23 protein-coding genes and 1 pseudogene are annotated in these 21,083 nt (G+C 57.6%); 12 read left to right on the top strand and 12 right to left on the bottom strand.

Translation table 11 applies throughout. The features are described 5' to 3' along the window. Window positions 1-14 precede the first annotated feature (14 nt). From metZ to folE2, 3 genes are all read left to right on the top strand, one after another. The gene (gene metZ, locus ACJ5NV_RS13410) at window positions 15-1,190 is read left to right on the top strand and encodes an O-succinylhomoserine sulfhydrylase (RefSeq protein ID WP_411644454.1); all 1,176 of its coding nucleotides are present in this window, start codon (window positions 15-17) and stop codon (window positions 1,188-1,190) included. A gap of 9 nt (window positions 1,191-1,199) precedes the next feature. Further along, window positions 1,200-2,183 carry an ATP-grasp domain-containing protein gene (locus ACJ5NV_RS13405; RefSeq protein WP_411644453.1) on the top strand — a complete coding sequence of 328 codons (984 nt, stop codon included), beginning with the start codon at window positions 1,200-1,202 and terminating at the stop codon, window positions 2,181-2,183. Window positions 2,184-2,377: 194 nt separating this feature from the next. Further along, the gene (gene folE2 / locus ACJ5NV_RS13400) at window positions 2,378-3,481 is read left to right on the top strand and encodes a GTP cyclohydrolase FolE2 (RefSeq protein WP_411644451.1); all 1,104 of its coding nucleotides are present in this window, start codon (window positions 2,378-2,380) and stop codon (window positions 3,479-3,481) included. 28 nt (window positions 3,482-3,509) lie between these two features. On the opposite strand, the gene ACJ5NV_RS13395 is transcribed toward folE2, so the two are convergent. Together ACJ5NV_RS13395 and ACJ5NV_RS13390 are read right to left on the bottom strand one after the other, a co-directional pair. Then, window positions 3,510-3,959, bottom strand: a complete 450-nt coding sequence (locus tag ACJ5NV_RS13395) for an SRPBCC domain-containing protein (RefSeq protein ID WP_411644450.1) — start codon at window positions 3,957-3,959, stop codon at window positions 3,510-3,512. Next, complete coding sequence (locus ACJ5NV_RS13390) at window positions 3,956-4,276, bottom strand: ArsR/SmtB family transcription factor (RefSeq protein ID WP_411644448.1); 321 nt, start codon at window positions 4,274-4,276, stop codon at window positions 3,956-3,958. The genes ACJ5NV_RS13395 and ACJ5NV_RS13390 overlap by 4 nt, the downstream gene beginning before the upstream one ends. A gap of 133 nt (window positions 4,277-4,409) precedes the next feature. Between ACJ5NV_RS13390 and ACJ5NV_RS13385 the strand changes: the two genes are divergently transcribed. The 5 genes from ACJ5NV_RS13385 (at window position 4,410) to ACJ5NV_RS13365 (ending at window position 7,625) form a co-directional block, all read left to right on the top strand. Next, window positions 4,410-5,030, top strand: a complete 621-nt coding sequence (locus ACJ5NV_RS13385; RefSeq protein WP_411644446.1) for an ATP-dependent Clp protease proteolytic subunit — start codon at window positions 4,410-4,412, stop codon at window positions 5,028-5,030. Window positions 5,031-5,155: 125 nt separating this feature from the next. Further along, complete coding sequence (gene clpX / locus ACJ5NV_RS13380; protein WP_411644444.1) at window positions 5,156-6,421, top strand: ATP-dependent Clp protease ATP-binding subunit ClpX; 1,266 nt, start codon at window positions 5,156-5,158, stop codon at window positions 6,419-6,421. Window positions 6,422-6,424: 3 nt separating this feature from the next. Next, a complete protein-coding gene (locus tag ACJ5NV_RS13375) occupies window positions 6,425-6,805 on the top strand; it encodes a RidA family protein (protein WP_411644443.1) in 381 nt (126 codons plus the stop codon). Between the two features lie 62 nt (window positions 6,806-6,867). Further along, window positions 6,868-7,251 (top strand): NADH:ubiquinone oxidoreductase subunit NDUFA12, encoded by a 384-nt coding sequence (locus ACJ5NV_RS13370; protein ID WP_411644442.1) that lies wholly within the window; start codon window positions 6,868-6,870, stop codon window positions 7,249-7,251. Between the two features lie 8 nt (window positions 7,252-7,259). Beyond that, window positions 7,260-7,625: a DUF2155 domain-containing protein gene (locus ACJ5NV_RS13365; protein ID WP_411644441.1), complete on the top strand. Its 366-nt coding sequence runs from the start codon at window positions 7,260-7,262 to the stop codon at window positions 7,623-7,625. On the opposite strand, the gene aat is transcribed toward ACJ5NV_RS13365, so the two are convergent. From aat to ACJ5NV_RS13315, 10 genes and pseudogenes are all read right to left on the bottom strand, one after another. Then, window positions 7,589-8,239 (bottom strand): leucyl/phenylalanyl-tRNA--protein transferase, encoded by a 651-nt coding sequence (aat, locus tag ACJ5NV_RS13360; RefSeq protein ID WP_411644439.1) that lies wholly within the window; start codon window positions 8,237-8,239, stop codon window positions 7,589-7,591. The two genes, ACJ5NV_RS13365 and aat, sit on opposite strands and share 37 nt — an antisense overlap. A gap of 5 nt (window positions 8,240-8,244) precedes the next feature. Continuing rightward, the gene (gene accC, locus ACJ5NV_RS13355; protein ID WP_411644437.1) at window positions 8,245-9,591 is read right to left on the bottom strand and encodes an acetyl-CoA carboxylase biotin carboxylase subunit; all 1,347 of its coding nucleotides are present in this window, start codon (window positions 9,589-9,591) and stop codon (window positions 8,245-8,247) included. Window positions 9,592-9,599: 8 nt separating this feature from the next. After that, window positions 9,600-10,097, bottom strand: a complete 498-nt coding sequence (gene accB, locus ACJ5NV_RS13350) for an acetyl-CoA carboxylase biotin carboxyl carrier protein (RefSeq protein WP_411644617.1) — start codon at window positions 10,095-10,097, stop codon at window positions 9,600-9,602. Window positions 10,098-10,219: 122 nt separating this feature from the next. Next, complete coding sequence (locus tag ACJ5NV_RS13345; protein WP_411644436.1) at window positions 10,220-10,711, bottom strand: hypothetical protein; 492 nt, start codon at window positions 10,709-10,711, stop codon at window positions 10,220-10,222. Between the two features lie 111 nt (window positions 10,712-10,822). Further along, on the bottom strand, window positions 10,823-11,572 hold the full coding sequence (locus tag ACJ5NV_RS13340; RefSeq protein WP_411644434.1) for an ABC transporter ATP-binding protein: 750 nt from the start codon (window positions 11,570-11,572) through the stop codon (window positions 10,823-10,825). Window positions 11,573-11,643: 71 nt separating this feature from the next. Further along, window positions 11,644-11,778 carry an ABC transporter ATP-binding protein C-terminal domain-containing protein gene (locus ACJ5NV_RS13335; RefSeq protein WP_373412707.1) on the bottom strand — a complete coding sequence of 45 codons (135 nt, stop codon included), beginning with the start codon at window positions 11,776-11,778 and terminating at the stop codon, window positions 11,644-11,646. Window positions 11,779-11,883: 105 nt separating this feature from the next. Further along, window positions 11,884-12,402 (bottom strand): annotated as a pseudogene (locus ACJ5NV_RS13330) (ABC transporter ATP-binding protein); the annotation flags it as partial. Window positions 12,403-12,414: 12 nt separating this feature from the next. Beyond that, the gene (locus tag ACJ5NV_RS13325; RefSeq protein ID WP_411644432.1) at window positions 12,415-13,614 is read right to left on the bottom strand and encodes a branched-chain amino acid ABC transporter permease; all 1,200 of its coding nucleotides are present in this window, start codon (window positions 13,612-13,614) and stop codon (window positions 12,415-12,417) included. Window positions 13,615-13,618: 4 nt separating this feature from the next. Then, a complete protein-coding gene (locus ACJ5NV_RS13320; protein ID WP_411644430.1) occupies window positions 13,619-14,650 on the bottom strand; it encodes a branched-chain amino acid ABC transporter permease in 1,032 nt (343 codons plus the stop codon). Window positions 14,651-14,753: 103 nt separating this feature from the next. Then, window positions 14,754-16,118: a substrate-binding protein gene (locus tag ACJ5NV_RS13315; RefSeq protein WP_411644429.1), complete on the bottom strand. Its 1,365-nt coding sequence runs from the start codon at window positions 16,116-16,118 to the stop codon at window positions 14,754-14,756. Between the two features lie 226 nt (window positions 16,119-16,344). Here ACJ5NV_RS13315 and ACJ5NV_RS13310 point away from each other — a divergent pair, with 226 nt between their 5' ends. The 4 genes from ACJ5NV_RS13310 (at window position 16,345) to ACJ5NV_RS13295 (ending at window position 21,049) form a co-directional block, all read left to right on the top strand. Further along, complete coding sequence (locus ACJ5NV_RS13310; protein WP_411644428.1) at window positions 16,345-17,637, top strand: short-chain fatty acyl-CoA regulator family protein; 1,293 nt, start codon at window positions 16,345-16,347, stop codon at window positions 17,635-17,637. A gap of 78 nt (window positions 17,638-17,715) precedes the next feature. After that, on the top strand, window positions 17,716-18,084 hold the full coding sequence (locus ACJ5NV_RS13305; protein ID WP_411644426.1) for a response regulator transcription factor: 369 nt from the start codon (window positions 17,716-17,718) through the stop codon (window positions 18,082-18,084). Beyond that, window positions 18,081-18,353: a hypothetical protein gene (locus ACJ5NV_RS13300; protein WP_411644424.1), complete on the top strand. Its 273-nt coding sequence runs from the start codon at window positions 18,081-18,083 to the stop codon at window positions 18,351-18,353. Before ACJ5NV_RS13305 ends, ACJ5NV_RS13300 begins: the two co-directional genes overlap by 4 nt. Beyond that, complete coding sequence (locus ACJ5NV_RS13295) at window positions 18,353-21,049, top strand: ATP-binding protein (RefSeq protein ID WP_411644422.1); 2,697 nt, start codon at window positions 18,353-18,355, stop codon at window positions 21,047-21,049. Before ACJ5NV_RS13300 ends, ACJ5NV_RS13295 begins: the two co-directional genes overlap by 1 nt. Window positions 21,050-21,083: the final 34 nt, after the last annotated feature.

The following is a 21,083-nucleotide window of genomic DNA, read 5'->3' as shown; positions in this document are numbered from 1 at the left end:
CCTGGGGAATGAATATGGGAACGTGGAAGAAACGTACAAAAGCCGTGCATGAAGGCATTCGCCGCAGCCAATATGGCGAGGTGAGCGAAGCGATTTTCATGACACAGGGTTTTGTCTATGACAGCGCCGAAGCGGCAGAGGCTCGCTTTATCCAGTCGGGTGAGGATGAGTTTATTTATGCCCGTTATGGCAACCCAACTGTTGCCATGTTTGAAGACCGGATTGCCGCGCTGGAAGGGGCCGAGGATGCATTCGCCACAGCCTCTGGCATGGCGGCTGTCAATGGCGCGCTGACCTCATTGTTGCGGGCTGGGGACCATGTTGTGTCCGCCCGTGCCCTGTTCGGGTCCTGCCATTATATCCTTGATGAGGTGCTGACACGGTACGGCGTCGAAGTCACTTTTGTGGATGGTACGGATCTGACCGCATGGCAGGAGGCAATTCGGCCTGACACTAAGGCTGTGTTCTTTGAAAGTGTTTCGAATCCGACACTTGAGGTGGTTGACATCAAGGCGGTGTCTAAGCTGGCACACGCGGTTGGTGCCACTGTGATTGTGGATAATGTCTTTGCTACGCCCGTCTTTTCCGACGCGCTGGCGCAGGGGGCGGATGTGGTTGTTTATTCCGCGACCAAACATATTGACGGGCAGGGCCGTGCGCTGGGTGGGGTGATCCTTGGCACGCGCGACTTCATCCGCGGTACGGTTGAACCCTACATGAAGCATACCGGCGGTTCCATGTCGCCTTTTACGGCGTGGCTGATGCTTAAGGGATTGGAAACGCTCGATTTGCGGGTGCGTGCGCAGGCTGGGTCGGCGCAGGTAATTGCAGAGGCGCTGCAGGCAGATGCACAGTTGACGCAGGTCATCTATCCGGGGTTGCCGGACCATCCGCAGCATGCGCTTGCGGTTGCGCAGATGGGTGTCGGCGGCACGGTGTTGGCGTTGGACGCCGGGTCGCAGGCGGCTGCGTTCAAGCTGTTGAACGCGCTAGAGATCATTACGATTTCCAACAACCTTGGCGATGCGAAATCCATCGCCACCCACCCGGCGACCACCACGCATCAGCGTTTGCCCGAAGAGACGAAGGCAGAGCTTGGGATCACGCCGGGCCTTTTGCGGATCAGCATCGGCCTTGAGGACCCTGAGGACCTGTTGCAGGATTTGCGGAAAGCCATCGGAAAAGCGTAGGACTTGCGCGTGCTTTGGTGGATCATTGACGGCGCGATTCTGCTTTCGGTGGAGGGGTGGGTCCGCGTCACGGCCTATCGCCAGTGGCGGTTGCTGCGCAGGCGACAGCGCCGCTATGGCGTCCGTCGCGTGCGGATTGCCGCGCCCCGCTTGGCCGATGAAAAGTTTCTGTGGCGCAGACTGTTCGACCATGATCCGCGCTTTACGGTGCTAAGCGACAAGATCGCGTGCAAAGACTGGGTGAGGGAACAGGGCTTTGCGGTCAAGTTGCCCCGCACGCTGTGGACCGGTGATGACGCGAGAGACATTCCCGACGCTGTATGGGCACAGCCGATCTATATCAAGGCGGGGCACGGCTGGCAGATGAATATACCGGTTCTGTCGGAGCCGGCGGATCGGATGCCGCTGATCGCGCAGGCCAATGAGTTTATGGCACAGTCGCATGGGTTGGAAGGGCACCAGTGGGGCTATGCAAATGTGCCGCGCCAGTTGTTGGCCGAAGAGGCCCTCTTCCTCGACACGGACCTGATCGAGATAAAATATTATACGTTTGGCAGCATCGTTGAGCAGATGGTTATTTCACGGCACGGCGATCCGACCACCTCTGCTCGCTGGTTGCGGCAAGAGAGCGGCGGCTATGCCCGTGACGACCGGCCGACCACCGTCAGTCCGATCATTGACGTATTGCCACTACCGCCCGCTGCGGATGAAGGTCTGCGGATCGCGGCAGAGATCGGCGCGGGGTTTGACCAGATGCGCATAGATACGATGACGGATGGCGAAGATATCTACGTGGGGGAAATTACGGTCTACAACCAGGGTGGGCGGGCTCATTCGCAGGGCCACTACGCCGAAGCACCGCTGAACCGGAGTTGGGATTTGCGCCGAAGTTGGTTTTTGACGCATCCGCAGTCTGGATGGCGAGCGATCTATTCATCAGCGCTGAGGCGCCGAATTGATGCGCGTGAACGGCAGGGACACGGGCTGGCGTAAATCGAAGGTGTACCTTGTTTGGGCTGCGTGATGGCGCGGCATTATGGGGACTGTCGGACGGATTTTACGACAGAATACTCTGATGATCAGGATTGATCCAAGCAGTTCTTTTTTGCGTATTTATGATACTACCGTTGGAAAATCCGGGAATTCGCCCCATTTAAAGGGGTCTGATCAAGCAGGGGGGCACTCCGATGAATGTTCACGCAGCCGCTATGGATGGCGAACCGACACGCGAAGAGGCTGAGGCGGCACTGGCATTGCTGCGGCGCTGGGCCAGTGATGTGACGGTGGAAGAAGTGGCGACGCTTGATCCGCTTGTCTCGCGTTTGATCCCCGGCCAGGAGGTGTCAAACTATCCTGCGCTTGCACGTGCCTATCCCGAAGATTTTGAAGTTGATGACGCTTACAAGGCGTCGATGCCCGATTTGCAGAACGGCCCATCGAGCCTGATCAAGGGCGCGCAGCGACAAATTCAGCATGTTGGCATTTCGAATTTCCGCCTGCCGATCCGGTTTCGCACCCGTGACAATGGTGATCTGACCTTGGAAACGTCGGTCACGGGCACAGTGTCGCTGGAGGCGGAAAAGAAGGGCATCAACATGTCCAGAATCATGCGCACGTTCTACAAGCATGCCGAAGAAACCTTTAGTTTTGAAGTGATTGAGCGCGCTTTGGACGCTTACAAAAGCGATCTGGATAGTTTCGACGCGCGCATCCAGATGCGGTTTAGCTTTCCTGTGAAGATGGAAAGCCTGCGGTCGCGCCTGTCAGGCTATCAGTATTACGATATCGCGCTGGAGCTTGTCGAAAGCGCTGGTGTTCGCAAGAAAATCATTCATCTGGACTATGTCTATTCTTCGACCTGCCCTTGTTCGCTAGAGCTATCTGAGCATGCCCGCCAGTTCCGGGGGCAGTTGGCGACACCGCATTCCCAGCGCTCGGTTGCGCGTATTTCGGTGCTGATCGAAGAGGGGTCCAATGTGCTGTGGTTCGAGGATCTTATTGACCGCGCCCGCGCGGCTGTTCCCACCGAAACCCAAGTTATGGTAAAGCGTGAGGACGAGCAGGCTTTTGCCGAGTTGAACGCCGCCAATCCGATCTTTGTCGAAGATGCCGCGCGGCTTTTTACGGAGCAGCTGCATCTTGATCCCCGGATTTCGGATTTTCGCGTGATTGCGAGCCATCAGGAAAGCCTGCACAGCCATGACGCGGTGTCGATTTTGACCGAGGGTGATACATTCGCGGCAGAAAGTCTTGACCCACGGCTTTTCACATCACTTTTTCACGTGGGTTGAGCCGGGGTAGGGTGGATCAAGATCCACCTTACGCGCTGATCGGCTGTCTTCCCGCGCTGGCGTAGCATCCCAATGTCAGATCCCAGCTTTTCAAATAGCTGGTGCTGATCGCATCGGTGACATGGCCGAGGATTTCGTAGCCGCCGCAGTTGAGCACGCAACGCGTGCCTTCCGGCGTCCCGGTGAAAGTGACGGTCACGATGGTGGCGTCGTCCTCTGACCTGCCCGGAAACCAGGTGAATGCGAGGTAGCTGCCGGGATCATAGGCCAGAATCCGACCCCATATTTGCTGGCTGCCATCCGCCATGATTTCGCTGATCGTGCCATCTTTGTGATCATCGAAGCGGATGTTTTTAGGCCGTTTTTCTCGTCCCGCAGGGCTGTCTCCGGGCCACCATGTGGCGATATCGCGTGTAAACAAAGCAAAGGCGTCCGCAGGATCAAGCGGAACAGTGACGGATTTCTCAATCGGTTTCATATTTCTGATTTCCTTTTGGCCTGATCTTCGGCAGCCTTGACAAAGGCGATGAGCGCGTCATCCCAAAGGGTATCGAGGTAGCGCCGCAAGCTATCGACACCTTCCGGCGCAATGGCGTAGAGGCGCCGATTGCCATGCGGAGTGACTGTCAGAAGCCCGGCATCGGACAGAACCTTGAGGTGCTGACTGACGGCGGGGCGGCTGACCGGCATGTCCTGCGCGATGGCGCTGACCGGCAATGCGCCCGCCCGAAGCCGGTTGAGAATGTCCCGCCGGGTCGGATCCGCGAGTGCGGCTATTGCGTATTCGTAACTCATGACTTACCGTAAGTCACTGCTTACGATTTGTCAATCGTGGCGTGCAACCCTTGAAGCCCCTGACGCCGGATACTAAGACTCTGTCAGGATTTTAGAAGTAGGACGATCACCGTCCAAATGTGAGGCAGTAGATATGCAAGACCCCGTCGAAACCTATATGAACCTTGTCCCGATGGTCGTCGAACAGACCGCGCGGGGGGAGCGTGCCTACGATATCTTTTCGCGTCTGTTGAAAGAGCGGATCATTTTCGTCAACGGTCCCGTCCATGATGGGATGAGCCAGCTTGTGGTGGCGCAGTTGCTGCACTTGGAAGCGGAAAACCCGAAAAAAGAAATCAGCATGTATATCAACTCCCCTGGTGGTGTCGTCACCTCGGGTCTGTCGATCTATGATACGATGCAATATATTCGCCCGAAAGTGTCCACGCTTGTCGTGGGGCAGGCGGCATCTATGGGCTCTCTTTTGCTGACGGCGGGTCATGCTGGCATGCGCTTTTCGCTGCCCAATTCGCGTATCATGGTGCACCAGCCATCGGGTGGTTATCAGGGTCAGGCGACGGATATCATGATCCACGCGCAAGAGACGCAGAAACTGAAAGACCGCCTGAACGAAATCTACGTGAAGCACACTGGTCAGTCTTTGAAAAAAGTCGAAGCCGCGCTGGAACGTGACAACTTCATGTCACCCGTGGAAGCAAAGGACTGGGGCCTGATCGACGAGATCGTGGAGAACCGTGAGAAATCGGAAGAATAAACGCTTTCTTAACGTCCCGTGCACATGTTCATTTTGACATTGTGGACCTTCGCGGGCTGTCCTAGTGTTACGGGCAGGGGCAGCCCGAAATATGTTTGACCGGCCGCAGGGCCAAGGGGTTTGAGATGGCGACAGCGTCAGGTAGTGACAGCAAAAACACGTTGTATTGCAGCTTTTGCGGCAAAAGTCAGCATGAGGTGCGCAAGCTTATCGCTGGCCCGACAGTGTTCATCTGTGACGAATGCGTTGAGCTTTGCATGGATATCATCCGCGAGGAAACCAAGACCGCGGGGCTGAAGTCCGGCGATGGTGTGCCGACGCCGACGGAAATCTGCCAAGTGCTTGACGATTATGTGATCGGCCAGATGCATGCGAAACGCGTGTTGTCAGTGGCGGTGCACAATCACTACAAGCGCCTGAACCATGCCGATAAGACCGATATTGAGCTGGCGAAATCGAATATCATGCTGATCGGCCCGACAGGTTGCGGCAAAACTTTGCTGGCGCAGACGCTGGCGCGTATTCTGGATGTGCCGTTCACGATGGCCGATGCAACGACCCTGACCGAGGCGGGGTATGTTGGCGAGGATGTTGAGAACATCATCCTGAAACTGTTGCAGGCATCTGAATACAACGTCGAACGCGCGCAGCGTGGTATCGTCTATATTGATGAGGTCGATAAGATTACCCGCAAGTCTGACAATCCTTCGATCACCCGTGATGTGTCGGGCGAAGGCGTGCAGCAGGCCTTGCTGAAAATCATGGAAGGCACGGTTGCCTCTGTGCCACCGCAGGGCGGGCGTAAGCACCCCCAGCAGGAATTCCTTCAGGTCGATACGACCAATATTTTGTTCATCTGCGGCGGCGCGTTTGCCGGGCTGGACAAGATCATCGGTCAGCGTGGCAAAGGGTCGGCGATGGGCTTTGGCGCTGACGTGAAAGACAATGACTCGCGCGGTATTGGTGAAGTGTTCCAGAGCCTGGAACCTGAGGATCTGTTGAAATACGGTCTGATCCCTGAATTTGTCGGGCGTCTACCGGTGATTGCAACCCTGACTGATCTGGATGAAGACGCGCTGATCACCATCCTGACAGAGCCAAAGAACGCGCTGGTCAAGCAGTATCAGCGGTTGTTCGAGCTGGAAGACACCAAGCTGACCTTTACGGATGACGCGCTGAGCGCCATTGCGAAGCGGGCCATTGAACGGAAGACCGGTGCGCGTGGTTTGCGTTCGATCATGGAAGATATCCTGCTGGATACGATGTTCGATCTGCCTGGTATGGATACCGTGACAGAGGTTGTGGTGAACGAAGAGGCTGTTGCATCCGAAGTTGCCCCGCTGATGATCCACGACAAGGGCAACAAGAAAGAATCGGCGACGGCTAGCTAAGCGATGACCGTCCGGTATATTTCAACGGGCTCCCCTTTTGAGGCCAAGATCGGCTACAGCCGCGCGGTTGTGGCCGATGGCTGGGTCTTTGTCGCCGGGACGACCGGCTATGATTATGCCGATATGCGCATGCCAGAGACGATCGAAGAGCAATGCCGGAATACGATTGCTACCATAGCGAAGGCATTGGATGAGGCCGGAAGCGGGCTCGATCATGTGGTGCGGGTCAATTACATTGTGCCGAACAAAGATGAATGGCCGAACTGCTGGCCCATTTTATCGGCGGCTTTTGCTAAGGCGAAACCTGCGGCGACCATGATCTCGGCGCAATTGCAGAACCCTGAGATGAAGATCGAAATCGAAGTCACGGCACGGGTCCCCTGATCCTTGCTGGACCTTTTGGCACCGTTGGTGCATGACATCCGCAACGCATACGGAGACGCGACATGGGCCTTGGTCACAACATCAAACGCATCTTTACTTGGTGGGATGGGCAATCCTTTGGCACCCAGCTTTGGACCAGCCGTCATGGGCAGAAGGTCGGCGAAGATGCGCAGGGCAATATCTATTATCGCAACGCCGACGATAGCCGCCGCTGGGTGATCTATAATGGCGAGAATGAAGCGTCACGCGTAAGCCCCGAATGGCATGGCTGGCTGCACCGCACATGGGATGAGCCACCGAGCGAAGTTGCGCTGCCGCATAAGGACTGGGAAAAACCGCATCAGGAAAACCTGACGGGCACCATGGCCGCCTATGCGCCTGCCGGGTCGATCCGCCGCGCCGCACCGGCAGAGCGTTCGGACTATGAGGCATGGACACCGGAATAGGGCACACCATGCGCAATTTTCTTGCAGTTTTGGTCGGTGTGGCCTGCCTGGGGCAGGCTGCCCTTGCGCAGGATGACGTTGCTGTCAGTTCTGCGGACGGTGGTGAGTTGCGTGTTCTGGACAAGCTGACCGGGGACGTTACAGACCTGTCGCTACGTGCCGGTGATGCGGGGACAATCGGCTTTTTACAGGTGCGGCTGAACCAGTGTCGCTACCCGACTGAAAATCCAGCCGGTGACGCATTTATTGAAGTTCAGGTGTCTTACCGGAATGAAGCTGCTTTCGCTGGCTGGCTGATCGCCTCTGCGCCAGCGCTGCACGCGATGGACCATCCACGCTATGACGTCTGGGCGTTGCGCTGTATGACGTCCTGAGGCGGCGGAACGGGGCCAGCCACCGTAAAGTCCGCTTGTTGTGCTATCGCGCCGGCGAGTCGTTTGCGATAGCTGGCTCGGGGTATTTCCACGGCACCCAGACTGGCCAGATGTGGCGTCAGGAATTGTGTATCAAACAGGGTGAACCCGCCAAGCCGCAGTCGGTCAATCAGGAAGGCCAGCGCCAGCTTTGATGCATCTGTCGCACGGCTGAACATGCTTTCACCAAAGAACGCAGCGCCTACGGTAACGCCGTATACCCCGCCCACGAGCCGCTGACCGTCCCAGACTTCGACGGAATGTGCTTGGCCACGCTGAAACAGGGCGCGGTAGAGGGCGAAGATCGTATCATTAATCCAAGTCTCGTCACGGTCGGCACAGCCCTGTACTACTGCATCGAACGCTGTATCCACCGTCACTGTAAACTGACCGCGCCGCATTGTACGCGCCAGACTGCGTGAGATGCGGAAGCCTGTCAGGGGGAAAATACCGCGCATACGCGGATCGACCCAGAACACATCCGGGTCGTCGCGGCTTTCTGACATGGGAAAAACGCCGACCTTATATGCCTGCAAGAGCAGGTCCGGGGTCAGGATCGGGTCAGCGTCTTTCAAGCGGCTCAGCCTAGGTTCTGGTCCAGCCAATGCTCCAGCCAGTGGATGTTGTAGTTGCCGGTCAGCACGGCTTCTTCGGCCAACAGGGCGTGGAACAGCGGGATTGTGGTGTCGACGCCATCGACGATCAATTCACCCAGCGCGCGGGCAAGGCGGGCGAGCGCCTCGGGCCGGTCGCGCCCATGCACGATCAGCTTGCCGATCAGGCTGTCGTAATACGGCGGGATGCGGTAGCCGTCATAAAGCGCGGAATCCATCCGCACACCTAACCCACCGGGGGCGTGGTATTGGGTGATCGTGCCGGGGCAGGGCGAGAAATCAGGGAGCTTTTCAGCGTTGATTCGCACCTCAATTGCGTGCCCGTTGATCTTGAGATCTTCTTGGGTGATCGACATTGGTTCACCGGCCGCGACACGCAATTGTTCGCGGACCAGATCGACGCCAAAGATCGCTTCGGTCACCGGATGTTCCACCTGCAGGCGGGTGTTCATCTCGATGAAGTAGAATTCATCGTTCTCGAACAAGAATTCGATCGTACCTGCGCCGATGTAGTTGATTTTGGCCACCGCATCCGCGCAAACCTTACCGATCCGGTCACGCAGTTCTGGTGTGATCGCGGGGCCGGGGGCCTCTTCAAACACTTTTTGGTGGCGGCGTTGCAGTGAACAATCACGTTCGCCCAAGTGTACCGCGTTGCCTTTGCCATCACCAAAGACCTGAATTTCAATATGGCGCGGCGTGGTCAGGTATTTTTCGATATAGACTTCGTCATTGCCGAATGCGGCTTTGCCTTCGGCGCGCGCGGATGTGAACGCCTTTTCCATATCGGCTTCGGTCTGGGCAACTTTCATGCCGCGCCCGCCGCCGCCCGCAGTGGCCTTGATGATGACGGGGTAGCCGATTTCCGCACCGATGCGCTTTGCATCGGCCAGCGTCGGAACGCCGCCGTCAGAACCGGGCACGCAGGGCACGCCGAGGTTCCGCATCGTTTCTTTGGCGGTGATCTTGTCGCCCATCACACGGATATGTTCGGCGGTCGGGCCAATGAAGGTGATGTCGTGATCTTCGACCACCTGCACAAAGGCGGCGTTTTCCGACAGGAAGCCATAGCCGGGGTGGATCGCCTGCGCGCCCGTAATCTCACAGGCCGAGATGATGGCCGGAAAGGACAGATAGCTTTGCGCAGAGGAGGGGGGGCCGATGCAGATCGCCTCATCCGCCATGCGCACATGCATGGCATCGGAATCAGCGGTGGAATGTACGGCAACCGATTTCACGCCCATCTCACGGCAGGCGCGGATGACACGCAGGGCAATTTCGCCCCGGTTCGCGATGAGGATTTTGTCGAACATGGGCTGGCCTATTCGATAATCATCAGCGGGGCGCCAAACTCAACGGGGCCGCCGTCTTCGACCAGGATGCGTTTGACCGTACCGGCGCGTGGGGCGGGGATATGGTTCATTGTTTTCATCGCTTCGACAATGACCAGCGTGTCGCCTTCGGAGACGGTTGCGCCGACGGCCACAAACGCGGCCGCACCGGGTTCGGGTGACAGGTAGACCGTGCCGACCATGGGCGACGTCACAGCACCAGGGTGTGATGCCGGGTCAGCAGATTCGCTTGCCACAGGGGCTGCCGGCGTTGGCTGTGAAGCGGCTGGCGCAGCCGGGGCTGGTGCAGAAGCTGGGGCGCTGGCCTGTGCAACCATTTGCATCTGGCGGCTGACGCGGACGTTCAGGCTGTCGTTTTCACCATAATCGCGCTTGACCTGCAGTTCGGTCAGGTCGTTTTCGCGCAGCAGCTCTGCCAATGCCTGAATGAAGCTGACATCGCTGTCATGAGGGGTTTTCTTGCTCATCATGTCCTCGGCCCGTTGCCTATATATTATTAGCGCTGTTGTGACGTGAGGTCACAAGCATCTTGACGCTTATAGGGCAAGCTATCGGACGTGGAAAGCGGGGGCGGTACGAAAATGCGCGGTCAGTCGCCCGTCGTCTCATCCGCAGTATCGTCTGCGGTTTCAAAGGTCGGTTCAGGCGTCTCCGCCTGATCCGCGTCACGGGTGGCAAAACTGTCATTCGGTTGCGTTGCCGCATCGCGCGTTGGCTCTTGCTCTGCCGTGGCCTGCTTTTCTGGCTTTGTAACCGTCTCGGCCTCTTCTTCTTCGGCGGCGGTTTCTTTCACCTCTTCCGTCTCGAAGATATCTTCTTCCTTGTCGGCGGGTAGCATTGGCACATTGTAAGGCCGCAGGGTGCGTTCTGGCGGGGCAATTTCCGCAGGGTTTTCAGGATAGGATGCCCCGGCCAGTCGGGCGTTCACCACTTGGGCGATGAAGGCCTTGTCTGCCGGCAGGGTGGCAATGGTATCCAGCGCCTTAACGACGGGAACTTTGTGATCGTCCGGGCGCTGCACCTCCGGTATGTAGACCGGGACGGCGATGGCCTTGGGGGACAGTGTCAGTGTTGTGTCCATGGTATCATGCTCCGAGAAGCGGGAATCTGTGGAGTTCAGGTTCGCGCTTTCGACTTACCAAGCTGTTAATCGGTCCCTCACAATTCGAAACGATTTTAGGTAAACCGCCGCTCAGATCGCCAGATATTGGGCGCGAAGCTGTTCGTTTTCGAGCACTTCGGCTGCGGAGCCATCAAAAACCACGGTTCCGGTGTCAAGAATCACGGCCCGGTCAGCCAGCTTGAGCGCGGCGACCGCGTTCTGTTCGACAATGACGGTGGTGATCCCCTGATCGCGGATCACGTTCAGTGTCTTGGCGATCTCTTGCACGATTACGGGCGCGAGCCCCTCATAGGGTTCATCCAGTAGCAGGACTTTGATGTCGCGCGCCAAGGCCCTTGCGATGGCCAGCATTTGCTGTTCACCGCCGGAGAGCGTCACGCCCTCTTGTTTGCGCCGCTCTCCAAGGCGGGGAAACAGGTCATATAGCCGTTCCAGTGACCAGCCCACGGGCGGGGCGATCTGGGCCAATTGCAGGTTTTCTTCGACGGTGAGCCCCGGAATGATGCGGCGATCCTCTGGGACCAGCCCGATCCCTGCGGCGGCGGCCTGATGGCTTTTCATGTCATGCAGCGGCTTGTGGTCCAGCCAGATTTCCCCATGGGTCAATGCCGGATCGTCCATCCGCGCGATGGTGCGCAGGGTCGAGGTCTTGCCAGCCCCGTTGCGGCCAAGCAGCGCTAGAATCTCGCCTTCATGGATTTTGAAGCTAACATTCTGGACGATGTAGCTTTCGCCATAATAAGCCTCGATCTCCCAGACGCTCAGAAAGGCGGGCTGTGTCGCGGCATTGTTGGCGTTCTTGTTGAAGGGTGCGTTCATGTTCCAATCTCCGATTCTGCCGCCAAAACGCGTGCAGGAATGTTGCAGGGCTTTTCAAAATCGTCCTGCGGCTAGACCTGTGCCTCGCCGAGATACGCTTCGCGGACCTTGGGATGACCTTTGATATTATCGGGCGTGTCTTCAACAAGCGGTGTGCCCTGCGCCAGAACGGTGATCCGTTCGGCCAGTGAAAACACCACGTTCATGTCGTGTTCGATGATCGCCATCGTGATCCCGCGCTTCTGCCGGATTTCCTTGAGCAGGTTGATCGTGTTTTCCGTATCCGCCCGTGCCATGCCTGCTGTTGGTTCATCCAGCAGCAACAACTTTGGGTCCTGAACCAGACACATTGCCATTTCTAACCGTCGCTTGTCGCCGCGCGACAGGCTGGAGGCGATCATGTCCTTCTTTTCAAGCATGTTGACGTCTTCCAGAATGGCTGCGGCCTGATCCTGTATGGCCCGCTCTGAAAAGATGCTTTCGATGGCATGCATGCGAAACGCCCCGTCGCGCTTGGCAAAGCAGGGGATCATGACGTTTTCGAAGACACTGAGATCGTTGAAGATTTCGGGGGTTTGAAAGACCCGGCTGATCCCCAGCTGGTTGATCTCATGCGGTTTACGCCCCAGCACGGACTGCCCGTCAAACATGACCGATCCGCTGTCGGGGATCAGTTTGCCCACCAGCACGTTGAGCAGGGTGGACTTACCGGCCCCGTTCGGGCCGATAATGGCATGTGTCGTGTTTTCCGCCACGCTCAGGTTCACATCCCCCAGCGCTTGCAAACCGCCGAACCGCTTGTTGATACCTTTGACTTCAAGAATACCCATCAGACTGTCTCCTTACTCGGCTGGCTTGGTGGCGCCGGGTTTATTCGCATCCGGCTTTTTGCGCCGAAAGGCGGCGGCGATTTTCTGACCACCCTGCACCAGACCGCCGGGCAGGAAGATGACGACCAGCATGAAAATGATGCCCAGCGTCAGGTGCCAGCCCTTGCCCACGAAGGGATGGATCACGGTGACGAGGAAGTTTTCGATCCCGTCGGGCAGAAAGGCGAACCAGCTATGCAACACCTGATCGTTGATCTTTGAGAAGATATTCTCAAAATACTTGATCATGCCTGCACCGAGCACGGGGCCGATCAACGTGCCTGCACCACCGAGAATGGTCATTAGCACAACCTCACCCGATGCGGTCCACTGCATCCGTTCTGCACCGGCAAGCGGGTCCATTGACGCCATCAGCCCACCGGCAAGCCCGGCATACATCCCAGAGATGACAAAGGCTGCCAGCGTGTAAGGCCGCGCGTTCAGGCCGGTATAGCTCATCCTTGTTTGGTTCGATTTAATCGCGCGCAGCATCATCCCAAAGGGGGACCGGAAGATACGGATCGCCAGATAGAAGGCCAGGATCATAAGAACAGCGGCCAGATAATAGCCGACGTTGAAAGTGAACAGCCAATTCCCCAGCTCCAGCTGATAGCTTGACCGCATTTCCAGCCCAAAGAGCGATGGCACCGGGATGTTCCCGCTGGCGGTTTGGGACGCACCCAGTACCCGTGGATCGTTCATCGCCAGTTGCAGTCCTGTTTCACCGCCGGTGATCGGTGTCAGCACCGAATAGGCCAGCGCAAAGGACATCTGCGCAAAAGCCAGTGTCAGGATCGAAAAGTAGATCCCTGACCGGCGCAGCGAGATGAACCCGATGATCAGCGAGAAGAGCCCGGCAATCACAACGCTGAGCAGGATCGCGGGGATCACATTCATGCTGAGCAGCTTGAACATCCAGACCGCCGCATAAGATCCCGCCCCCAGAAAGGCCGCATGGCCAAAGGACAGGTAGCCGGTCAGGCCAAAGAGGATATTAAACCCGATTGCAAAAATCCCGAAGATCACGAAGCGCTGCATCAGGTCGGGATAACCCGCGTTGAATTGCGCCAGTTCTGATCCTTCGGGGAAGGGGTTCAGGATGAAGGGGGCAAGCATCGTCAGTGCGACAACAACCAGCAGCAGACGCAGGTCTTTCTTTTCCAGTCCGAGCATTGGGTTATTCCTCCATCACGCCCTTGCGGCCCATCAGGCCACGGGGACGTGTCAACAGAATGATAATCGCGACCAGGTAGATGACGATCTGATTGATGCCGGGCAGCAGGTCGATCACTGCAGGCATTGATGCAAAGCTTTCGAGGATACCAAGCAGGAAGCCTGCGGCGACGGCGCCGGGCAGGGAGCCCATGCCGCCGACCACGACGACCACGAAGCTTAGCACAAGGAAATCCATTCCCATGTGATAATTGGGGGAACTGATCGGGGCATACATCACCCCGGCAAGGCCCGCGACGGCGGCAGCGATACCGAACATGATGGTAAAGCGTCGGTCGATATCAATGCCCAGCAGGCCCACGGTTTCGCGGTCGGCCATCCCGGCGCGCACCACCATCCCAAAGGTCGTGAATTGCAGGAAGGCAAACACAGCGGCGATGATCACGATTGAGAAGAAGAAATAGACCAGACGCCAGTAGGGGTAGATGATCGCATTGGGATCAAAGCCCAGCAAGACACCGAAATCGAAGCTGCCGACAAAGGCATCCGGGGCCGGGGTCGGGATCGGGTTTGCGCCGTAGAAATACTTGATGATCTCTTGGATCACGATCGCCAGACCGAATGTCACAAGGATTTGGTCGGCATGGGGGCGTTTATAGAAATGTTTGATCAGGCCCCGTTCCATCACAAAGCCGATCATAATCATGATCGGGATCGCGATCAGGATGGCCAGCGGCACGGCCCAGTCGATGATGGTGGCGCCTGCGGCCTCTCCGAACCAGTCTTGTACATAGGGTACATTCACCTTCATCGGATTGCCCAGAAAGTCGGTGCGCGTGTCGTCAATCACCTGATGGCTGAGCGTCAGCAGTTTGTTCATGCTGACGGCGACAAAGGCGCCCAACATGAAAAGAGCACCATGGGCAAAGTTCACAACACCCAAGGTGCCGAAAATAAGCGTCAGCCCCAGCGCGATGAGCGCGTAGGCGGAACCCTTATCGAGCCCGTTCAAAATTTGCAGGATAAACTGGTCCATATGATGACCTCTGATCGTTTGGAGAATGGGCAGAAACGCCCATGACGACACCAGTTAGCCGTGTCGAGGAGGGGCCACCGCGCAAGGCGGTGGCCCGGATGCCTTAGGCGCCTGGGTTACAGGCTCCGAGTGCGCCACCTGCGAATTGCTGGTGGTCGGGGGCGTATGTGACCTGCTCGGCAGGTGTCACTTCGACGATTTCCACCAGATCGAATTCGTTCTCGGGGTTTTCTTTGCCCCGCACAACGACAACGTCCTTGAAGCACTGGTGGTCGTCGGCGCGATACAACGTCGGCCCGTTGCCAAGCCCGTCGAATTCGAAGCCTTCGAGCGCTTCGGCCACGGCGCAAGGGTTGAACGAGCCAGCCCGTGTGACCGCATCGGCGTAAAGCATTGTCTGCACATAGCAGGTATGCGCCGCCTGGCTTGGTGGGAAGCCGAACTTTTCGCCAAAGGATTGCACAAAGGCGTTTGTCCCGGAGTAGCGGGACCCCAGCTCGTTCTCCAACTTCCAGTCCCAGTTTTGAGAACCGAGGATACCGGCGATATTTTCGCCTGCACCGCGGGCCATCAGCTCGGAATAGAGCGGCACGACGATTTCAAACTGCTGACCGTTGGCTTGCGCCTGACGCAGACCGAATTGCACCGCGTTGGTGAGAGAGTTCACCATGTTCCCGCCGTAGTGGTTCAGAACCAGCACATCCGCGCCAGAGTTCAGGACTGGTGCGATATAGGAGGAAAAGTCTGTCTGTGTCAGCGGTGTCAGCACCGTGTTGACAGTTTCCCAGCCCATCGCCTCGGTCGAAGACTGGATGGCTTCTTGAGTGGTATAACCCCAGTTGTAGTCTGCGGTCAGGTGATAGGCCTTGCGGTTATTACCGTATTGCGCCGCCAGGATCGGTGCCAAAGCAGCACCCGACATGTAAGAGTTAAAGAAGTGGCGGAAACCGTTGGCCCGCTTGTCTTTGCCTGTTGTGTCGTTGGAGTGGGTCAGACCCGCCATGAAGATCACGCCAGCCTCTTGGCACAGCGCCTGCACGGCCACGGCCACACCGGATGAGGAGCCACCGGTCACCATGATCGCGCCGTCTTTTTCAATCATCGACCGCGCGGATGCACGAGCGGCGTCTGATTTTGTCTGCGTATCACCAGTCACGTATTTTACTTCGCGACCCAGAATGCCGGTGCCGTCCAGAACCTTTGAGGAGAACGTGCTGAGCATGCCGCCGTCGCCGCCACCGTTTAGATGTTCGACTGCCAGTTCATAGGCGCGCAATTCGTCTGCACCTTCGTCGGCATAGGGGCCGGTCTGTGGAACGTTGAAACCCAGTACAACTTCACTATCGCCTGGCGCATTGGTGAAACCACTATGCGCATCTGCGCGAAGATAGGTGGGCAGTGCAAGTCCGGCACTGGCAATCGCGCCAGTTTGCAGCACACCACGACGCGAGAAATTCGATTTGGACATTATCATCCTCCCTAAAGTTATTGCCACCTGAGCCTCCTCGCTCTTGCGGCCTGCACTTTTCAGCACAGCTATACTTTCAGACAGGTATGGTGAATTCTCCAACAAGTCATTGACGACAAATGTAGAGTTTGTAAATTAATACACAACTTTCGCGCAAATTTCGGTAAATCAGTTTTCACGCAAGCGCAGAAAGCTTTTGAAAGCGTTGAGGGATTTAAGCATCGCTATGCATCATCTGACCGGATCGCGTATCCGTGACAAACGTCTTGATTGCGGGCTCAAGCAGGCCGCGCTGGCCGAGGCGGTTGGGATCTCGCCGTCTTATCTGAACCTGATTGAACATAACCGGCGCAGAATCGGCGGCAAATTACTGGCCGATCTTGCCCATGCGTTGGGGGTTGAGCCTGCGACGCTGACCGAGGGGGCGGACAACAGCCTGCTGGATCAGTTGCGTGCGGCGGCGGCCACGTCCGGTGATATGGCTGAAATGGCAAAGGCAGACGAGCTTGCCCTGCGCTATCCCGGATGGAGCGGGCTGATCGCAGAACAGGCGCGCCGGATCAGTGAGCTGGAACAGCGGATCAAGGCGCTTTCAGATCGCATGGCCTCTGATCCGCAGCTTTCGGCTTCTTTGCATGAGGTGATTTCGGCGGTGACTGCGATCCGTTCATCCGCTGCGATCCTGATGGGAAGCGAGCCGCTAGATGCTGATTGGCAGCGGCGTTTTCACGAAAATATTCACAGTGACAGCCTCCGACTGGCCGCCAGCAGCGAGGCGCTGATTGCCTTTCTAGAAGCGCCACCATCTGAAAGTGACGCGCCGCGCTCTCCATTGGAAGAGGCTGAAACCTATCTTGCGCGGACTGGTTTTCATCTGGCTGTGCTTGAAACCAGCTCACCGGATATTGACCGTTTTATTGCCGAGACGCGGCTTTCAACCCCGGCAAAGCGCGTGCTGGAAAGGCTGTGCCGTCAGTATGTCGTTGATGCGCTGGCCCTGCCGTCTGTGACCTTCACAGAGGCTTGCCGCACTTATGATTATGCCCCGGCTGCGCTGGCGCAGCATTTTCAGGTGGATTTTGCGACTGTACTGCGGCGGCTGGCGAGCTTGCCGCCTGATCAGGGGCATCCGCCAATTGGGATGGTCACCTGCGATGCATCCGGCACGCAAACCTTTTGCAAACCCGTTCCCGGCTTTACCATGCCCCGGTCTGGCGGCGGCTGCCCGCTTTGGCCGGTGTTCAGTGCTTTTGGCCGCCCCTCTCAACCAGTTCGGGTTGAGGCTGTCTTGCCCGGCACGGTGCCAATGCGGTTTCTATGCTACGCCATTGCAGAGCCGATAAATGCCGCAGGTTTTGACGCGCCGCCTGCGTTGCATAGCACCATGCTGATTTTTCCCGAACCGGCTGAAAGTCACAGCCCGTCGGTGCCCGTGGGCATCACCTGCCGCACATGTCCCCGCGAAAATTGCAGCAGCCGTCGCGAACCTGCGGGCGCGGGTGTTGCACCAATGCTTTGACACCGCAGCGGATTATCTTGATAGTCTGCCGCGGGAGGCTGCTCCGAAGGGGTGGTAAGGCATTTGGGAGGCGATGAGATGGGCAAACGTGTCCTTCTGATCGAAGACGAACCGAACATTATTGAGGCGATCAGTTTCATTTTGTCTCGTGATGGCTGGACTGTTCACACGCATGAGGACGGGCAGACAGCAATGGAAAAGATAATGGCACGACCGCCGGATATGATCATTCTGGATGTCATGCTGCCGGGGCGCAGCGGCTTCGACATTCTGCGCGACCTGCGGCAACAGGAGGCGACCGCGAAAATTCCGGTCATGATGCTGACCGCGCGCGGGCAGGACAAGGATCGGGAATTGGGTCTGCGGCTTGGCGCTGATCTTTTCATGACAAAGCCGTTTTCGAATTCTGAAATTATCAGTCACGTCCGCAACCTGATCGACGCATGAACGAGCCCGCGAAAAACGGCATTTTTCTTGAGCGTGCAAGCTACCGGCGGCGCCGGCTTCAAGATGCGGCGCGGCTGGTGCCGGTGCTGGGGGCAATCCTTTGGACGATTCCGCTGCTCTGGCCAGAGCAAGGTGACGCAGGTGCTGATAGTGCAAGGGCGGTCACTTACACCTTTGGTGTCTGGGTGTTTCTGATTATCATTACAGCGATCATATCGCATTATCTGCGGTCTGATGAGGCGCTTGGCGGCCCCACAGGCACCGACTGATGTTGTCTTTTCACATCCTGATCATTGTTGCGCTCAGTTATGTGGCCTTTTTGTTTGTGGTGGCGTTCATTGCCGAAAGACGCGCCACGCGCGGCCATGTCGCTTGGCTGCAATCGCCGATTATCTATACGCTGTCGCTGAGCATTTACTGCACCGCCTGGACCTTTTACGGCGCAGTTGGTTACGCCGTCCGATCCGGGCTGGAATTCGTGACCATTTATCTGGGACCGACGCTGGTTTTGGTTGGTTGGTGGTGGATATTGCGGCGGCTGGTGCGCATCGGGCGTTCACAGCGGATCACCTCTATCGCGGATCTGGTGTCGTCGCGTTTCGGCAAATCGACGCAGCTGGGTGTTATCGTCACTGTGATCTCTGTCGTGGCGGCGACACCTTATATCGCCTTGCAACTGCAATCGGTCACCTTGTCATTCGCTGTGTTTGCTGGGGCGGGGGGCACAGAGTGGCAGGCGGCAGAGCTGAACGCAACGGCGATCTGGGTTGCCATTGGGCTGGCTGTCTTTACCGTCCTTTTCGGGACGCGCAATCTTGATGTTAATGAACGCCACCATGGGATTGTCATGGCCATCGCTGTCGAAGCGGTGGTCAAACTGCTTGCGCTGCTGGCTGTTGGCATCTTTGTTGTTTGGGGGGTGGCTGGCGGCCCCAGCCCGATGCTGGCTCGGATCGAGGCTTCGCCCATTGATTTCTGGGATCAGGGGCAGGGGCGCTGGGGCACGCTGATTTTTCTGTCGGCGGCGGCCTTTCTTTGCCTGCCGCGTATGTTTCAGGTGCTTGTGGTGGAAAATGCGGATGAACGGCACCTGACCATCGCAAGCTGGGCCTTCCCTATATACCTTTTTTTGATGAGCCTCTTTGTTGTTCCCATCGCCGTTGTGGGGTTCGATCTGCTGCCGCCGGGCAGCAACCCTGACCTTTTTGTCCTGACATTACCGCTTAGTCAGGGGCGCGAGGGTTTGGCGATGTTCTCCTTTCTGGGCGGGCTTTCCTCAGCCACCTCAATGGTGATCGTGGCGACGATCGCGCTGGCGACGATGGTGTCTAACCATATCGTGGTGCCGATCTGGTTGAACCTGCGGGCCGAGCAGGGGGCGGTCATGTCGGGTGATGTGCGTCAGGTGATCCTTATGGCAAGGCGGCTGTCGATTGGCGGGGTACTGGCGCTTGGCTTTGTTTACTACCGGATGTCGGGGGGCGGGACCGCGCTTGCTTCTATTGGACTTGTTTCCTTTACCGGCGCGGTCCAGATCCTGCCTGCCATGCTTGGCGGCATTTTCTGGCGGGGTGCGACGCGCATAGGGGCCGCGCTGGGCCTTGTCACCGGGCTGGCCGTCTGGCTTTGGGCGCTTTTTCTGCCGAGTATCGGTGCCGGGGCCGTCATTTCCGAAACCATGATGCAGGTAGGCCCCTGGGGGATCGCCTGGCTGCGCCCGCAAGCATTATTCGGGATCAACGGGTTGGACCCGCTGGTGCATGGGGTGATGTGGTCGATGCTGCTGAACACGGGCATGTTCGTGCTGGGATCACTGCTGAGCTTTCCAACGCCGTTGGAGCGGCTTCAGGGCGCGCAATTCGTTAATGTGTTCGAACATTCCACGGCGGCCCGGACATGGACCACGACCTCTGCCGGGGCCGAGGATCTGCTTATCATGGCGCAGCGGATCATGGGCAGCGCCGAGGCGCAGGCGGTCTTTCAGCGCGAAACTGTGCGGCAGGGCAAGGCAGGCTATCTGCCTGATGTGACCCCGGTATTCATCGAGCAGCTTGAAAAAGAGCTTGCGGGCTCTGTCGGCGCGGCGACAGCCCACGCGATGATCGGGCAGTTGATCGGCGGCAGTGGGGTTTCGGTCGAAGACCTGATCGCAGTGGCAGACGAAGCCGCGCAGATCCTCGAATATTCCAACCGGCTTGAAGCGAAATCGTCAGAGCAGGAACGCACCGCCCGCGCGCTGCGTGATGCGAATGAAAAACTGACGGCGCTGTCGATCCAGAAAGACGCCTTTCTGAGCCAGATCAGTCATGAGCTGCGCACGCCGATGACGTCGATCCGGTCGTTTTCTGAAATTCTGCGCGAAGGCGATATGCCCGAAGAGTCGCAGGCGCGCTATGCGGGAATCATTCATGACGAAGCCATCCGCCTGACACGGCTTCTTGACGATCTGCTTGATCTTTCGGTGTTGGAAAACGGGCAGGTTCAATTGCATCGGCAGAAGGGGCGGCTTTCCGATCTGCTGGACCGCGCGCTTGGTGCGGCGGGTTTACAGGATGAGGCGCTGAAAGTGCAGCGGACGCCGGACAAAGAGCAGTTGGTGTTAACCACTGATCTGGACAGGCTTGTGCAGGTGTTCATCAACCTGATCGCAAATGCGCGCAAATATTGTGACGCACCGCATCCGCGGTTGAAGATCGCGGTTTCACGGAAAGACGGGCAGTGCCAGATCGACTTCATCGACAATGGTTCTGGGATTGCCGTTGAAAATCAGCAGTTGATTTTCGAAAAATTCGCTCGCCTGTCGGACCAATCCAAGGCGGGTGGTGCCGGGCTTGGCTTGGCCATTTGCCGCGAGATCATGTGCCGCTTGGGCGGCGATATCAGCTATTTGCCCGGCCAATATGGGCCTGCGTTCCGCGTGACCTTGCCAATGGCGGAAACCCCGGCGGTGTTAGCAGAACCGTAACCTCTGAAAGGTTAATCTTGGTTCAAAGTCACCT

It is taken from the genome of Loktanella agnita (assembly GCF_046640325.1).
Lineage (GTDB): Bacteria > Pseudomonadota > Alphaproteobacteria > Rhodobacterales > Rhodobacteraceae > Yoonia > Yoonia agnita.
This window is presented reverse-complemented; position numbering and strand designations above follow the sequence as displayed.

Bases quoted from the DNA above. Each gene is read 5' to 3' on its own strand.
- ACJ5NV_RS13325 (WP_411644432.1), bottom strand. From the start codon at position 13,614: ATGCTCGGACTGGAAAAGAAAGACCTGCGTCTGCTGCTGGTTGTTGTC.
- ACJ5NV_RS13295 (WP_411644422.1), top strand. From the start codon at position 18,353: ATGTTGTCTTTTCACATCCTGATCATTGTTGCGCTCAGTTATGTGGCC.
- accC (WP_411644437.1), bottom strand. From the start codon at position 9,591: ATGTTCGACAAAATCCTCATCGCGAACCGGGGCGAAATTGCCCTGCGT.
- ACJ5NV_RS13375 (WP_411644443.1), top strand. From the start codon at position 6,425: ATGACCGTCCGGTATATTTCAACGGGCTCCCCTTTTGAGGCCAAGATC.
- ACJ5NV_RS13300 (WP_411644424.1), top strand. From the start codon at position 18,081: ATGAACGAGCCCGCGAAAAACGGCATTTTTCTTGAGCGTGCAAGCTAC.
- accB (WP_411644617.1), bottom strand. From the start codon at position 10,097: ATGAGCAAGAAAACCCCTCATGACAGCGATGTCAGCTTCATTCAGGCA.
- folE2 (WP_411644451.1), top strand. From the start codon at position 2,378: ATGAATGTTCACGCAGCCGCTATGGATGGCGAACCGACACGCGAAGAG.
- ACJ5NV_RS13305 (WP_411644426.1), top strand. From the start codon at position 17,716: ATGGGCAAACGTGTCCTTCTGATCGAAGACGAACCGAACATTATTGAG.
- ACJ5NV_RS13345 (WP_411644436.1), bottom strand. From the start codon at position 10,711: ATGGACACAACACTGACACTGTCCCCCAAGGCCATCGCCGTCCCGGTC.
- ACJ5NV_RS13335 (WP_373412707.1), bottom strand. From the start codon at position 11,778: ATGAACGTGGTGTTTTCACTGGCCGAACGGATCACCGTTCTGGCGCAG.
- ACJ5NV_RS13340 (WP_411644434.1), bottom strand. From the start codon at position 11,572: ATGAACGCACCCTTCAACAAGAACGCCAACAATGCCGCGACACAGCCC.
- ACJ5NV_RS13365 (WP_411644441.1), top strand. From the start codon at position 7,260: ATGCGCAATTTTCTTGCAGTTTTGGTCGGTGTGGCCTGCCTGGGGCAG.
- ACJ5NV_RS13370 (WP_411644442.1), top strand. From the start codon at position 6,868: ATGGGCCTTGGTCACAACATCAAACGCATCTTTACTTGGTGGGATGGG.
- ACJ5NV_RS13390 (WP_411644448.1), bottom strand. From the start codon at position 4,276: ATGAGTTACGAATACGCAATAGCCGCACTCGCGGATCCGACCCGGCGG.
- clpX (WP_411644444.1), top strand. From the start codon at position 5,156: ATGGCGACAGCGTCAGGTAGTGACAGCAAAAACACGTTGTATTGCAGC.
- ACJ5NV_RS13385 (WP_411644446.1), top strand. From the start codon at position 4,410: ATGCAAGACCCCGTCGAAACCTATATGAACCTTGTCCCGATGGTCGTC.
- ACJ5NV_RS13310 (WP_411644428.1), top strand. From the start codon at position 16,345: ATGCATCATCTGACCGGATCGCGTATCCGTGACAAACGTCTTGATTGC.
- metZ (WP_411644454.1), top strand. From the start codon at position 15: ATGGGAACGTGGAAGAAACGTACAAAAGCCGTGCATGAAGGCATTCGC.
- ACJ5NV_RS13395 (WP_411644450.1), bottom strand. From the start codon at position 3,959: ATGAAACCGATTGAGAAATCCGTCACTGTTCCGCTTGATCCTGCGGAC.
- ACJ5NV_RS13320 (WP_411644430.1), bottom strand. From the start codon at position 14,650: ATGGACCAGTTTATCCTGCAAATTTTGAACGGGCTCGATAAGGGTTCC.
- ACJ5NV_RS13315 (WP_411644429.1), bottom strand. From the start codon at position 16,118: ATGTCCAAATCGAATTTCTCGCGTCGTGGTGTGCTGCAAACTGGCGCG.